The sequence below is a fragment of the Corynebacterium marinum DSM 44953 genome, from assembly GCF_000835165.1.
GTDB lineage: Bacteria > Actinomycetota > Actinomycetes > Mycobacteriales > Mycobacteriaceae > Corynebacterium > Corynebacterium marinum.
Genome location: NZ_CP007790.1, coordinates 2,037,832 through 2,051,448, shown reverse-complemented (window position 1 = coordinate 2,051,448; position 13,617 = coordinate 2,037,832). Strand labels below are relative to the sequence as shown.

The following is a 13,617-nucleotide window of genomic DNA, read 5'->3' as shown; positions in this document are numbered from 1 at the left end:
GGCCGTCCTACTCCGCGTCCACCGCCCGGTTGCGCAGCGCGCGGGCCACCCGGTCGTGCTGCTCCGCGATCACGCGGCGCAGGCCCGCGGGGAGGTCGTGGTAGAGGAAGGCGTCGGCGCGCGCCAGACCCTCCGTGGAGATGTCCCACACCGGGTACAGGCCGTTGAGCGTGGACAGGGCCATTTCGTGGGAGGGGTGCTCCCACACCTTGGGTGCCACGTCGAAATAGGCCTCCGCCAACGGCATGAGGTGCTCGGTGGAGCCCGGGTAGACCAGGCCGGCCATCTTGTGGCGGGCATCGAGGTTCGCCAGGTCGCCGGCGACGACCTCCTCCCACACGCGCTTCTTCACGGCCGGGTCGTTCACTGCGGCCTCGGCGCGCAGGGCGGCCTGGGTGCCGGTGGCGGAGCGGTCGCGGGAGCGTTCGGCCTGGATCTCCGCCGTACCGGCCCGGCCGTAGGCGGCCAGGGCGGCCAGTGCGAGCCAGCGCAGTTCGGCGTCGTCGGATTCGGCGAGGACCTGCTCGAGGTGGTCCGCGGCGGCGTCGTTGAGCGGGAGCCTGGTCACTGCCTGGGCGAATACCAGCGAGGTCTCCTCGGTGCCCTCCCGCTCGCCGGCCAGGAAAGCGTCGACCAGCAGATCCCGGCCTTCGGTGTGCGCCCAGGCGGGATCCGCATAGGTGCGCAGCGCGGTAGTGGCCTGGCCGAGGATGCGCTCGAGGACGGCCAGTTCGGTTTCGGCCCGGGCTCCGCGGGCCACCAGGCGGGCGAAGTCGCGGGCCTTCATGGCGCCGTCGCGGGTGGCCTCCCAGGCGGCGGACCAGCACAGGGTGCGTGCCATGGGGTCGTCGATGCGGTCGATGTTGTCCACCACGAAAGACAGGGACTCCTCGTCGAGCTGCATGAGGCAGTAGGTGAGGTCGTCGTCGTTGACCAGGACCAGGTCCGCCTTCGCGGCGCCGACCAGCTCCGGCACCTGCGTCGCGGCCGCGGAGACGTCGAGTTCGACGCGGTGGGTGCGGGTGACGCGGTCGTCGACAAGCGAGTAGAGGCCGACGGCGATGCGGTGGGTGCGCAGCTCGTCCGCGCCGGGTTCGGCGCCGGCCTGCTCGACGGCGAAGGAGGTGTACCTGCCGTCGGCGACCTCGAAGGCGGGGGAGAGACGGTTGACGCCGGTGGTCTTGAGCCACTGGTCGGCCCAGCCGGAGAGGTCGCGGCCGGAGGCGGTCTGCAGCGCGCCGAGCAGATCGTCGAAAGTGGCGTTACCCCAGGCGTGGTCGGCGAAATGGCGGCGCACACCCGACAGGAAGGCGTCCCGGCCGACGTAGGCCTGCAGCTGCTTGAGCACGCTCGCCCCCTTGGCGTAGGTGATGCCGTCGAAGTTCTGCTCCACGGTCTCGATGTCGGTGGCGTCGGCGAGGATGGGGTGGGTCGAGGGCAGCTGGTCCTGGCTGTAGGCCCAGGACTTCTCCACGTTGGCGAAGGTCACCCAGGCGGTGTCGTACTCCGTGGCCTCGGCCTGGGAAAGAGCGGCCGACCAGGTGGCGAAGGACTCGTTGAGCCACAGGTCGTCCCACCACTCCATGGTCACCAGGTCGCCGAACCACATGTGGGCGAGCTCGTGGAGGATCGTCTCCGCGCGGCGCTCGTACTTGTAGTGCGTGGCCTTCGAGGTGAAGACGTACTCGTCGCGGATGGTCACGCACGCGGCGTTCTCCATCGCGCCCATGTTGTACTCGGGGCAGAAGACCTGGTCGTACTTGCCGAAGGGGTAGGCCATGCCGAAGTGGGCGTGGAAGAAGTCGAAGCCCTGCTTCGTCTCTGTGAACAGGCGGTCGGCGTCGAGGTGCTCCGCCAGAGAACGCCGGCAGTAGATCGCCATGGGCACCGTGACGTCCGTCGGCTGGCCGGCCGGAGTCTCCGGGTGGTGGGTGAGCGTGCCCCGCCAGGTGGAGCGGACCTCGTGGTACGGGCCGACGCACAGGGCGATGAGGTAGGTGGACAGCGGATAGTCGATGCGGGAGCGGTGGAGCGTGCGCCCGCCGGAGGAGCTCGTCTGCTGCGGCGCGTTGGAGATGACCCGCCAGTCGTCCGGGGTGGTCACCGCGATGTCGTAGGTCGCCTTGAGGTCCGGCTGGTCGAAGCAGGCGAACACGCGCTTGGCGTCGGCCGTCTCGAACTGGGTGTAGAAGTAGGTGAGGTTGTCGGCCGGGTCGACGAAACGGTGCAGCCCTTCGCCGGTCCGGGAGTAGAGGCAGGTCGCGGTGACCCGCAGTGTGTGCCGTCCCGGGGCGAGATCCTCCAGCGCGATGCCGTGGGTGGCGTCGTAACCCTGCTCGTCGAGGGTGAGTGCCTCGCGGCGGATGTCCCGGCCGTCCAGATGCACGCCCTCGACGCTCGTGGCGCGCAGGTCGAGGAACGTCGAACCCGCTTCCCGCACGGTGAACGAGACGGTGGTGACGGAGGAGAACTCGGTGTCCGAACCGGTCAGATCCAGTGCGATGTCGTAGTTGTCCACCTCCAGCAGCCGGGCGCGGTGGGCGGCCTCGTCGCGGGTGAGGTTCGTTGAGGTCATGGGGCGGTCTCCTGCTCGTTGGGCCGTGTGGGATCACCCACAGCCTAATCCGGCGCTATCGTGGGGAGCCATGACCACCAACACCGTTACTTTCTGGTTCGACGTCACCTGTCCCTTCGCCTGGCAGACCTCCCGCTGGATCAAGGAGGTGGAGAAGGTCCGCGACATCACCGTCCAGTGGACCCCGATGTCCCTGGCCGTGCTCAACGACGGCCGCGACCTCGACGAGGGTTACACCGAGATGATGAAGGCCGCCTGGGGCCCCGCCCGCGTCTTCGCCAAGGTCGCCGCCGAGGAACCGGAGAAGGTCGACGAGCTCTACACCGCCATGGGCACCATCGTCCACGCCGGCAAGGAGAGCGGCAAGAAGGGTTTCGGCGCCTATGACGGCGTCATCGAGCAGGCGCTCGACGAGGCCGGCCTCAACGCCACCTACGCCACGGTGGCCAACTCCGAGCAGGTCGACGAGCAGCTCCGCGACTTCCACCAGGCCGCCATCGACGGCGTCGGCGACGACGTGGGCACCCCGGTGATCAAATTCGGCGACACCGCCTTCTTCGGTCCCGTGATCACCCGTGTTCCCGCCGGTGAGGAGGCCGGCGAGCTTTTCGACGCCGCCGTGCGCCTCGCCGAGTATCCCTACTTCTTCGAGATCAAGCGCTCCCGCACGGAGAACCCGCAGGTCTAACCTTCAGGTGTCTGCCTGCCAGGTAGAGTCAGTGCCATGCGCGTATACCTTGGAGCAGACCACGCCGGCTTTGACATGAAGAACGTCATCGCCGAGCACCTGAAGAAGCAGGGCCACGACGTCATCGACTGCGGCGCCCACACCTACGATGCCGAGGACGACTACCCGGCCTTCTGCATCGAGGCAGCCCTCCGCACCGTCAACGACCCGGGTTCCCTCGGCATCGTCCTCGGGGGTTCCGGCAACGGCGAGCAGATCGCCGCCAACAAGGTCGAGGGCGCCCGCTGCGCCCTGGCCTGGTCCCCGGAGACCGCCCGCCTGGCGCGCGAGCACAACAACGCCCAGCTCATCGGCCTCGGCGGCCGGATGCACTCCGAGGAGGAGGCCATCGCCATCGTCGACGCCTTCCTGGATCAGGAGTGGTCGAAGGCGGAGCGCCACCAGCGACGCATCGACATCCTCGCCGACTACGAGCGCACCGGCATCCCCCCGGCACTCCCGGAGGAATAGCACGCACCCCCCAGAACCTCGGCCCCGCACCTGTATGCGGGGCCGTTTCACCTTCCCGGCCTCACCACCCGGCGAAGTCGCGTTCCAGGCGCCGGGGTCCCTCGACGATCTCCCAGTCGACCGGGAGGGTGACGGTTTCCCCGCCGAGTGCTTCCCGGCGCCGCGTGCGCGCCGCCGCCGCCACCTCTTGGCCGACGGTGAGTTCCGCGTCGCCTCCCGCCGCGCAGATCCGCTCGACCAGGTCCGCGACCGGCCCGGCGGGCACCGCGGGCAGGGCGAGCGTGAAGGTGATGCGTTGGCCCTGTGCGCCGGTGCGCACCCGCGGGTCGGCGCGGAAGAGTTCCGGCACCGTGTCCGTGATCACGAAGACATCGCCGGCCCGCAACCACCCGGCGATGACGGTCTCCGCCACCCCCGGGGCGACGAAAGAGGGGACGCGGACGCAGATGTCGGCGGCTTCGAAAAACACGCCCGCAGGGCGGGCTGAGGGATGCGTGACCCGGTGGGCGAGCGCGATCGATTCGGCGTTCTTCTGGGCTGCGTCCGGGGAGCGGCCGCCCCAGTCTGGTTCGTCGTGGGTGGCCACGGCCCGGGGCTCGTGGATGAAGACCGCCCCCGCATGCCAGGCGCGGAAACCGAACTCCCAGTCCTCCCCGCCGTAGCCGACGATGGTGGCGTCGAAGCCCCCGACCTCGTCGAAGAACGACCTCGCACAGGTCAGCACGGCGGAGATGATGAAGCGCCAGCTGGTTTCATCCGGTCGCGACAGGTGCCCCGTCCGGTCCCAGGCCTGCCTCAGCCAGGCGGGTTCGGTCCGCCCGGGGCCGGTGAGCCGTGTGCCGGCCACCACCGCCCGCCGGTCCGCCACCACGTGGGGCACCACGGCGCGCAGGTAGCCGGGGGCGGGGACGGTGTCGCCGTCGAAGAAGGCGAGCACCTCGCCCCGCGCCGCCGCGGTGCCGAGGTTGCGGGCGGCCGCCGCCCGGAAACCCAGGTCCTCCTGGCGCACCACCACGCAGCCCAGCTCCGGGGGCGGGATGGAGGAACCGTCGTCGGCGACGACGATCTCCACCGGCCCGGGGTAGTCCTGGGCGCGCACGCCGGCGACCACCTCCCGCAGACCGTCGGCGTTGTTGTAGTAGGGGATGACCACACTCACCGCAGGCCACAGATCCACCCAGGCCTGCGCCCATGCGTCGGCGACCTGGGGCCAGTCCCAGCCGGCGGCGGCGCCGATGGGCGGGGTGGGGGAGGAGGCGGCGTCGAGAAGCGAGGTGCGCCAGTCCGAGACGATGCCGATGCGCCCGGGCCACTGCCCGGCCATCTCGCGGGTGTAGGGCGAATCGCTGACCAGGACCCGGCGGCCGGCGCCCAGCCACGTCATGAGCGAGCCGGAGGCGGAGTAGTGGCGGTGCGCGCACACGGGCACCGCGATCCGGCCCATCTCCGCGGCGAGATCGGCGTCGGAGAGGTAGCCGGTGATGTGCAGGTCGACGCCGCACTCGGCGGCGAGCTCCCGCAGGTGGCGGGCCCAGTTCTCGTGGCCGGCGCTCACTCCCCCGAGCGCGCGGACCTTCAGCCCCGTGCCCGCCAACGCGCGGATGACATCGTCGTGGCCCTTGCCCGGGTAGATGAAACCGAGGACCCCCACAGTGCCGGGTTCCGGTTCGTAGCGGGACTCGATCACGGGCACGGGCAGCGGAATGACCTCGACGGGGGAGTCGAAGAAGGAGGCCTCGTGCCGCGAATTGCCGGCCACCAGGTCCCCGGCCTCCGCCAGCCGGCGGTAGGCGGGGGAGCGCCGGGCGAACCTCTCCGCGCCCTCCTCCGGCTGCGGGATGTCGTGCAGGCTGATGCTGAGGGGATGCCCCGCGCACCGGGCGAGCACCCGGTCGACGGCCTCGTCCGGGGAGGGGCCGAAGAGATGGTCGGTGAAGGTGACGTGCACGGGGCCGGGCGGCAGCGGGCCGGTGTCCCGGACCACGGCGCCGCCGGCGTGACGGGCCAGGGCGAGCGCGTACTCGGTGACCCCGTGCCCGTCCGGGCCGACGATCAGGTGCGTGACGGCGGCGCTCACCGGTCGAGCCCCAGCAGCTCGATGCGTTCGGCGTGGCGCGCCATGCCCGCCTCGACGACGCCGGGGTGGCGGCGGTAGAACTCCAGCTGCTCGCGCACCAGCAGCTCCGGGTCGACGGGCACCCCGCCGGCGCGCCACTGCTCCCGCCCGGCGACGTCCACCCCCAGGGCGGCCGCCGCGCCGGGGTCCACCGGGGCGCTCAACCCGCCGAGCATCTCCCGGTCGGCGGGCGCGATGACGGTCCCGCCGGCGACGACCGCGTCGAGTACCCGCTGGGCCAGCGCCGCGAGGGTGGCGTTCGAGGGGTGGTTGATGGTGTGCCAGACGGGGGCCGTCTCCAGTACGTCGGACACGGCGACGGTCCCGTGGTGCTGCTCGCGGGTGCGCAGCTGCCCGACGGACAGCCCCGCGGCGGTCCGCAGGGCGGCTGCGGAAGGCTGCGTTTCGACGGGCCGGTCGAGGCCCCGGGACGCGGCGACCAGGATCCGCAGGTCGTGGTACGGGACCACCGGGGGTGTGAGGGAGGGATCGGCCGGGTCGCGCACGATCGCGTGATAGGGCATGAGGCCGTCCCACCGCAGGACCGGGAAGGTCACCGTGCGGGCCCCGGGCGGCAGCAGCTCCGCCAGCTGCGCCGTGCCCAGCGGCAGGCCGCGGTAGTCGTCCCGGATGGGCTGGGAGACCAGGACGTCGGTGCGGGCGAGGATGCCGCGCAGCAGCTCGGCGTCCTCGGCGGTGAATTCGTGCACCGCCGGGATGCGGAAGGAGTCGACCCGGCCGGAGGAGTCGAGCAGGATGCGCAGGGATTCGGCCTGGCAGTTGCCCAGCACTGTTACGAACGGCCGGTCCGCGTCGCGCGGCGTGGTCCTGATCCGGTAGAAGTCGCCGTAGTGCTGTCGACGGGCCAGATCGGGTGGGGAGGTCATGGCGCCAATTTATCAACAAACCGGCATGAAATACTCTCTTCGCGCGCTGCCCGTGGGGGATACTGGCTACAGTAGATCTTTGCGGAGAAATTAACTCCTGCTTATGTGTTTCACGGAGAAGGGAATGGGATGCATCAAGGCGGCCGAGGATTACGGGTGCTGTCCATCCCGGCGGGCCACGTTTACACCGCGGCGATCCGGCCGGAGGACGTGGAGTACCTGCCCGACCCGGACATCGACGGCAACTGGTGGCCGCATCCCGCGCTGGACGCCGCATGGTGGGAATATCTGCCCGCCGCGGAACTGCCCGACCTCGTGCACCTCCACTTCGGCTTCGACCATCTCAGCCCCGGGCAGATCGCCGACCTCACCGGCGTGCTCCGGCGCCGGGGTGTCCCGCTGGTGGTCACCGTCCACGACCTGGACAACCCGCACCTGAGCGACCAGACGGAGCACCACGAGAAGGTCCGGCTGCTCGTCGAGGCCGCCGCCGCCCGCATCACCCTCACCGACCTGGCCGCCGCGCGGCTGCCGGCGGGCACCCGCGTCATCCTGCACCCGCGGGTGGTGGCCGACCCGCCGCCCGGCGCAGACTCCGGGGCGGCGGTCGGGGTGTTCCTCAAGTCGCTGCGCGGCAACGTGGTCTCCGATCCCTCCTTCTACCGCATCCTCGCCCGCAAGGTGCACGAGGAGCTCGGACTACCCCTGCGGATCCACGTGCACGAGGACTCCGCCTCCACGGACCTCGTCCGGGGCCTGCGCGCGGACCAGGCCGGCGGGGCCGTCGACCTGCGTGTCCATCCGCCGATGCCCGACGCCGCCCTCCACGCCGCCGTCGCGGAGTGCCGCACCGTGCTGCTGGCGTACCTGCGTGGGACGCACTCCGGCTGGCTCGAGATGTGCCGCGATCTCGGTGTCACCGTCGCCGTGCCCGACTGCGGGATGTACGAGGGGCAGGCGGACGACCCGCGCGGCGTCGAGAAGTACCGCACGGGCGACCCGCTGGACGCCGCCCGGGCGCTGACCCTCCTCCACGGGCGCGGACCCGTGCCCTACGCCGGCGACCGCACCCGGCAGCTCCGGCAGATCCGGGAAGCCCATCGCGAGGTGTACCGGGAGGTGACCGGCCGATGACGACCATCGCCTCCCCGCGCCGCCGGATCGCGCTGATCGCGCCGGCCCGCTACCCCATCCGCGAGCCCTACGCCGGCGGGCTCGAGGCCTTCTGCCACACCCTGGTGCGCGCGCTGCGGGAACTGGGGCACAGCGTGGACCTGTACGCCGCCCGCGGTTCGCAGGGCCACGTCGTCGGCCACGAGCTGCCCGGCGTCGACTGGGCGGGCCAGCCCCTGTCCGCCAGCGACACCGGCTACCCGCCCGGCGCCCGCGAGACGGAGGACGCCGCCTTCGTTGCTCTCCTCCGGCATCTGGCGGTCGCCGGTTACGACACGGTCCACAACAACAGTCTCACCCCGCGCATGTTCAGCACGGAGGTCGATCTGCCGATGCTGACCACCCTGCACACGCCGGCACTGCCCGAGATGCAGGAGGCCATCGCCGCCGCCGGCCCGCGGGCGGGGCGCTTCGCGGCGGTGTCCGCCACCACCGCAGCCGACTGGGAGCTGCCCGCCCCGGCGACGGTCATCCCCAACGGGGTGGACACCCTGGCCTGGCGGGAAGGGCCCGGCGGACGGTCTGCGGTGTGGTTCGGGCGCATCGTCCCCGAGAAGGGTCTTCACCTGGCGATGGACGCCTGCCGCCTCGTCGGCATCCCCCTGGTCTTCGCGGGACGGGTGGGCGACCACCGGTACTTCTCCACCCAGATCGTGCCCCGGATGACCGGCAAGGCCGCCACCTGGGTCGGCGAACTCGACCACCGCGGGCTCAGGGCGCTGGTCAGCCTCTCCCGCGTCTGCCTGGTCACCCCCCGCTGGGAGGAACCCTTCGGACTCGTCGCCTTCGAGGCCATGTCGTGCGGCACCCCGGTCGCGGCGTTCCGCCGCGGCGGCCTCGGCGAGCTGCTGGCCGACGCGCCCGCCTCCCTGGCCGAACCCGATGACGTGGAGTCCCTGGCGGCCTCCGTCCTGGTGGCCGCGGGCATCGACCGCGCCCTCGCCCGCCAGTGGGTCATCAACCACCACAGCCTCACCGAGGTCGCCCGAAGATACGCCGGACTCTACAGCGAGGTCACCACCCGATGATCGGTTTCTACGCCCACCACCACGGCAGCGGGCACATCCAGCGCTGCCGGGCCGTCATGGCCAACCTCGACCGGGACGCCCGGCTGCTCTCCACCGACCCCCGGGCCGACGTCGTCCTCCCCGACGACGCTCCCGCCGAGTCCGGCGCTTCCGGCGGCGACCCCACAGCCAACGGGACCCTGCACTATGTGCCGCACCACCACACGGGGCTCACCCGGCGGATGGCGATGATCGCCGAATGGATCCACCGCCACCGCCCGTCCGCCTTCTACGTCGACGTCTCCGTCGAGGTGGCGTTGCTCGCCCGGCTCATGGGCGTGCCCGTGGTCACCCTGGCCATGCCCGGCGAACGCTTCGACGATCCCCACCAGCTCGGGTACCGCCAGGCCAGCGCCCTCATCGCGGCCTGGCCGAACTGGGTGCCCGTCCCCCCGCATCTGCGGGCGCACAGCGGTTTCCTCCATCAGGTCGGCGGCATCTCCCGGTTCGACGTGCCCGCCGAGCCGGGCCCGGACTGCGATGTGGTGGTGCTCTCCGGGCGGGGCGGAACCGGCTGGACCGAGGCGCAGTGGGACCAGGTCCGCGCGGCCTGCCCCGACCGGGACTTCCTCTTCCTCGGCGGGGACGCCTTCGTCGACGACCCGATGCCCTATCTCAGCTCCGCCCGCGTCGTCGTGTCCGCGGCGGGGCAGAATTCGGTGGCCGACCTCGCCGTCGCGGGGGCGAAGACGATCCTCTTGCCGCAGGAGCGGCCGTTCCGGGAGCAGCACGCCACCGCCCAGCTTCTCGACGCCGCCGGTATCGCCGTCGCCGCCGACGCCTTCCCCGCGGCGGGGGAGTGGCCGGCGCTTCTGGAACAGGCGGAATCGCTGGACAGCAGGTGGCCCCGGTGGCAGACTTCCGGTGCGGCCGCGCGGGCGGCCGACGTGATCCGGAAGGTGGCTGGGCAGTGAATCCTGCAGTGACCGTGGTGACCCTCTCCGACGCCGGCCGGTTGACACACGTCTTCCGCCAGGCCGCCGCACTCCCGCGTGGTGTGGGGCACATCGTCGTCGCCCTCGCCGACGCGGATGTCCTCGCCGACGCGCTCCCGGAGTCGGAGGTCATCGAACTGGGTGAGTTCTCCCTCGCCGCGGCCCGCAACCTCGGCGGGGACGTGGCGGCCAAGCGGGACTCCGGCGGCGACGGCATGATCGTGTTCCTCGACGCTGACTGTATGCCCGGGCCCGATCTGATCAACCACTACCGCCAGGCGCTCGACGCCCGCCCGGACGCCGTGGTCGCCGGCCCCGTCACCTACCTCGCCGACGGGGACACGCGCACCAGCCGCCCCGACCCGCACCCGGCCCGGCCGTGCCCACTGCCCGGCAGTCTCGTGCCTGCCGACGACCGCGGCTACGAACTCTTCTGGTCCCTGTCCTTCGCCCTGACCGCGCAGACGTGGCGCCGGATCCGGCGCACCTTCGGCGGCTTCGACAAGGGCTACACCGGCTACGGGGCCGAGGACACCGACTTCGGCCAGCACCTGCGCCACCACGGCATCCCGCTCATCTGGGTCGGCGGCGCGGACGCCTACCACCAGTGGCACCCGGTCTCCGACCCGCCGTGGGAGCACTTCCACGACATCCTCCGCAACGCAGAACGCTTCCACGGGATCTGGGGTTTCTGGCCCATGAGGGGCTGGCTGGAGAAGTTCGCCGACGAGGGGGCGCTGATCTTCCATGACGGCCGATGGTCCGCCGTGAACTCGAAGCTGGCCACGACTCCGCGCCCGGCGGGTGCGGCCCCGGGCGACCGGCTTCCCCCTCATCCGGTGAAATGACGGCGTCCCCTCCGTCCCCGGCCGACGGAACGTGAAACACGCCGATCCCCGTACGGGGATCGGCGTGCTGTCGTTGCGGGCGTGCGGTGCGTGCGCCTAGAAATCGAAGTCGAAGCCTCCGTCGAAGAATCCGCCGCCGTCGCCGCCGTCGCCGCCGAAGAATCCGCCGCCGTCGTCACCGCCACCCATGTCTTCCCCGCCCATGTCCTCGCCGCCCATGTCCTCGCCGCCGCCGTCGACGGGCTCGGTGCCGTCGCCGGAACCGTCCGCGAACTGGTCGGCGCCGTAGTTGACCCCGGCCATGCCGGAGAACATGGCGGAGAACATCATCATCGACGCTGCGGTCCACATGCCGGTGGCCATCGCGTCAGCCCACCACGGGCGGGAGTACCATCCGGCCGGCACCGGCCGACCCGCGACGTTGCCGCCGGGGTAGTAGTTCGGGGTCTCGTCGGACGCGACCGGGGAGGCGGTCAGGGTCTGGCCGTCCTGCTCGATGGTGCGGCGCTCGGTGACCTTGCCGGCGTTGCGCTGCCCCTCCAGGAGGGGGAGCTCGGGACCCGGGTTCATGCCCATGATCTCGCGGGCCGCGTTCATGTAGTGCAGGCCCTCCAGCGCCGACTCACGCGCCAGGTTCGCCTGCTTGACGGTCGTCGCCTGGGAGATGGCGGAGGAGGCCGCGTTGTAACGCTCGGAGGCGTCCGCGATGGCCTGCGTCGACGCCGCGTCCGAACCTGCCAGGGTGAGCACCTGGGAACCGAGCCGCTCGATCCAACGGCGGGCCTCCGCCTGGGCGTCAGCAAGCCGGGTGGCCTCGAGCTCGGCACTCTTCTGCTTGGTGGAGCGGTTCATGAAGTAGGCGGCGCCGCCGCCGAGGATCAGCAGGAGGAGAAGGAGTTCCACTGGGTCAAGTCACTTCCGTACTCGGTTACTCGTTGGTTTCAGCATTGATTGTCACCCATTAGAACGTATCTGGCGTGCGGAAAGTTCCGGTTTTCAGGAATCGGGGTAAGTGCGCTAAACTGATCCGGCACAAGCAGGGGAATGTCGTATAGTGGCTAATACCTCAGCCTTCCAAGCTGAAGACGCGGGTTCGATTCCCGTCATTCCCTCCACGTGATGCCCCGCCGCCGGGTTCCAACCGGCGGCGGGGCATCTTTCTTGGGCCGGGCGCCGGGGGTGCCCTGCCGTATCCGTAGACGCGCCGACGCGGTTTCCCTACCCCAATGACGGCCACGTCTTCGGCCTGTCGGTAGTATGCACATCACACCTACGGGGCGTGGCGCAGTTTGGTAGCGCACCTGCTTTGGGAGCAGGGGGTCGCAGGTTCAAATCCTGTCGCCCCGACGTAGGGCCGGTTCGCGCCGGTCTCAAGTGAACTGACATTCAATGTGAAACCAGGAGAGTTACTCGTGAAGAGTTCCGTCGAGAAGCTGAGCGACACCCGCGTCAAGCTCACCGTCAATGTTCCTTTCGAGGACCTGAAGACGGAGATTGACCAGGCCTACTCGGCAATCGCCCAGCAGGTGTCCATCCCGGGTTTCCGTAAGGGCAAGGCCCCGCGCCAGCTCATCGACACCCGTTACGGCCGCGGCCCCATCCTCGAGCAGGTCGTCAACGACATGCTCCCGTCCCGCTACCAGAGCGCGGTCGAGGAGAACGAGCTGGTCGCCATCGGCCAGCCGAGCATCGACATCACCAAGATCGAGGACAACGACTTCGTCGAGTTCACCGCAGAGGTCGACGTCCGCCCCGAGATCGAGGTTCCGGACTTCTCCGGGCTCGAGATCACCGTCCCGGCCCTCGAGGTTGACGACGCCGCCGTCGACGAGGAGATCGACCGTCTCCGCGCCCGCTTCGGCGAGCTCAAGGACACCAAGCGCAAGCTGAAGACCGGCGATTTCGCCGTCATCGACCTCAAGGCCACCGTCGACGGCGAGGTCGTCGACGAGGCCTCCACCGAAGGCCTGTCCTACGAGGTCGGCCAGGGCGACCTGATCGACGGCCTGGACACCGCCCTGCGCGGCCTGAAGTCCGAAGAGGAAACCGAGTTCACCACCACGATCGTCGCCGGCGATCACAAGGACAAGGAAGCTGTCGTCTCCGTCCGCGTCCAGCAGACCAAGGAGCGCAAGCTTCCGGAGTTCGACGACGAGTTCGCCCAGATGGCATCCGAGTTCGACACCGCCGAGGAGCTCCGCGAGGCCACCAAGGCGCAGGTCGAGGAGTCCAAGAAGGGCGAGCAGGCCGCCGCCATCCGCGACGAGGTCCTCAAGGCCGCCCTGGCGAAGACCGAGTTCGCACTGCCGGAGTCCATCGTCGACGAGCAGGTCCACCAGCAGCTTCACCAGCTGCTCGGCCAGATGGCCCACGACGAGTCCGCGCTGGACCGCGTCCTGGAGTCTCAGGGCCTGACCCGCGATGAGTTCGACGCGCAGTCCCGCAAGGACTCCGAGGAAGCCGTCCGCACCCAGCTGTTCCTGGACACCCTCGCCGAGCAGGAGGAGCCGGAGGTTTCCCAGCAGGAGCTCACCGACCACATCCTGTTCACCGCGCAGTCCTACGGCATGGACCCGAACCAGTTCATCGGCCAGCTGCAGCAGTCCGGCCAGATCGCGAACCTGTTCGCCGACGTCCGTCGCGGTAAGGCCCTGGCCGCCGCCATCTGCCGCGTCACCGTCAAGGACGAGGCCGGCAACGACGTCGACCCCGCCCAGTACTTCGGCGACGAGGACGAGGCCGCCGAGACCGAGGCAGAGACCGACGCCTAGTCTCCACCTTTCATGCGAAACGCCCCGACCAAAACTGGTCGGGGCGT

The 13,617-nt window shown here is 70.4% G+C and carries 11 protein-coding genes and 2 tRNA genes; 9 read left to right on the top strand and 4 right to left on the bottom strand.

Translation table 11 applies throughout. From position 1 onward, the window contains the following. Positions 1-7: 7 nt before the first annotated feature. The gene (gene pepN / locus B840_RS09700) at positions 8-2,575 is read right to left on the bottom strand and encodes an aminopeptidase N (protein ID WP_042621973.1); all 2,568 of its coding nucleotides are present in this window, start codon (positions 2,573-2,575) and stop codon (positions 8-10) included. Positions 2,576-2,645: 70 nt separating this feature from the next. On the opposite strand from pepN, the gene B840_RS09695 reads away from it, so the two are divergent. Together B840_RS09695 and B840_RS09690 are read left to right on the top strand one after the other, a co-directional pair. Beyond that, positions 2,646-3,263, top strand: coding sequence for a mycothiol-dependent nitroreductase Rv2466c family protein (locus tag B840_RS09695; protein WP_042621972.1), 618 nt, complete (start codon positions 2,646-2,648; stop codon positions 3,261-3,263). Between the two features lie 36 nt (positions 3,264-3,299). Next, the gene (locus B840_RS09690) at positions 3,300-3,773 is read left to right on the top strand and encodes a ribose-5-phosphate isomerase (protein WP_042621971.1); all 474 of its coding nucleotides are present in this window, start codon (positions 3,300-3,302) and stop codon (positions 3,771-3,773) included. Positions 3,774-3,834: 61 nt separating this feature from the next. Here the strand turns inward: B840_RS09690 and B840_RS13195 are convergent, their stop codons facing one another. Continuing rightward, positions 3,835-5,850: a glycosyltransferase gene (locus tag B840_RS13195; RefSeq protein WP_042621970.1), complete on the bottom strand. Its 2,016-nt coding sequence runs from the start codon at positions 5,848-5,850 to the stop codon at positions 3,835-3,837. Beyond that, on the bottom strand, positions 5,847-6,776 hold the full coding sequence (locus B840_RS09680; RefSeq protein ID WP_169745276.1) for a WcbI family polysaccharide biosynthesis putative acetyltransferase: 930 nt from the start codon (positions 6,774-6,776) through the stop codon (positions 5,847-5,849). Before B840_RS09680 ends, B840_RS13195 begins: the two co-directional genes overlap by 4 nt. A 156-nt stretch (positions 6,777-6,932) precedes the next feature. Here B840_RS09680 and B840_RS09675 point away from each other — a divergent pair, with 156 nt between their 5' ends. From B840_RS09675 to B840_RS09660, 4 genes are read left to right on the top strand one after another with little or no spacing between them, the layout of a single operon-like run. Continuing rightward, positions 6,933-7,910, top strand: a complete 978-nt coding sequence (locus B840_RS09675) for a glycosyltransferase family protein (RefSeq protein WP_229676636.1) — start codon at positions 6,933-6,935, stop codon at positions 7,908-7,910. Beyond that, positions 7,907-8,977 (top strand): glycosyltransferase, encoded by a 1,071-nt coding sequence (locus B840_RS09670; protein WP_042621968.1) that lies wholly within the window; start codon positions 7,907-7,909, stop codon positions 8,975-8,977. The genes B840_RS09675 and B840_RS09670 overlap by 4 nt, the downstream gene beginning before the upstream one ends. Beyond that, the gene (locus B840_RS09665; RefSeq protein ID WP_042621967.1) at positions 8,974-9,930 is read left to right on the top strand and encodes a glycosyltransferase; all 957 of its coding nucleotides are present in this window, start codon (positions 8,974-8,976) and stop codon (positions 9,928-9,930) included. The genes B840_RS09670 and B840_RS09665 overlap by 4 nt, the downstream gene beginning before the upstream one ends. Continuing rightward, positions 9,927-10,799 carry a glycosyltransferase family 2 protein gene (locus B840_RS09660; RefSeq protein WP_084602956.1) on the top strand — a complete coding sequence of 291 codons (873 nt, stop codon included), beginning with the start codon at positions 9,927-9,929 and terminating at the stop codon, positions 10,797-10,799. The genes B840_RS09665 and B840_RS09660 overlap by 4 nt, the downstream gene beginning before the upstream one ends. 96 nt (positions 10,800-10,895) lie before the next feature. Here B840_RS09660 and B840_RS09655 read toward each other — a convergent pair whose 3' ends face one another. Further along, the gene (locus tag B840_RS09655) at positions 10,896-11,651 is read right to left on the bottom strand and encodes a DUF1542 domain-containing protein (protein WP_229676640.1); all 756 of its coding nucleotides are present in this window, start codon (positions 11,649-11,651) and stop codon (positions 10,896-10,898) included. A 188-nt stretch (positions 11,652-11,839) separates the two neighbouring features. Here B840_RS09655 and B840_RS09650 point away from each other — a divergent pair. The 3 genes from B840_RS09650 (at position 11,840) to tig (ending at position 13,570) form a co-directional block, all read left to right on the top strand. Further along, a tRNA-Gly gene (locus B840_RS09650) sits at positions 11,840-11,914 on the top strand. 158 nt (positions 11,915-12,072) lie between these two features. After that, positions 12,073-12,146: transfer RNA gene (locus B840_RS09645), tRNA-Pro, on the top strand. 65 nt (positions 12,147-12,211) lie between these two features. Then, positions 12,212-13,570, top strand: coding sequence for a trigger factor (gene tig / locus B840_RS09640; RefSeq protein WP_042621965.1), 1,359 nt, complete (start codon positions 12,212-12,214; stop codon positions 13,568-13,570). Positions 13,571-13,617: the final 47 nt, after the last annotated feature.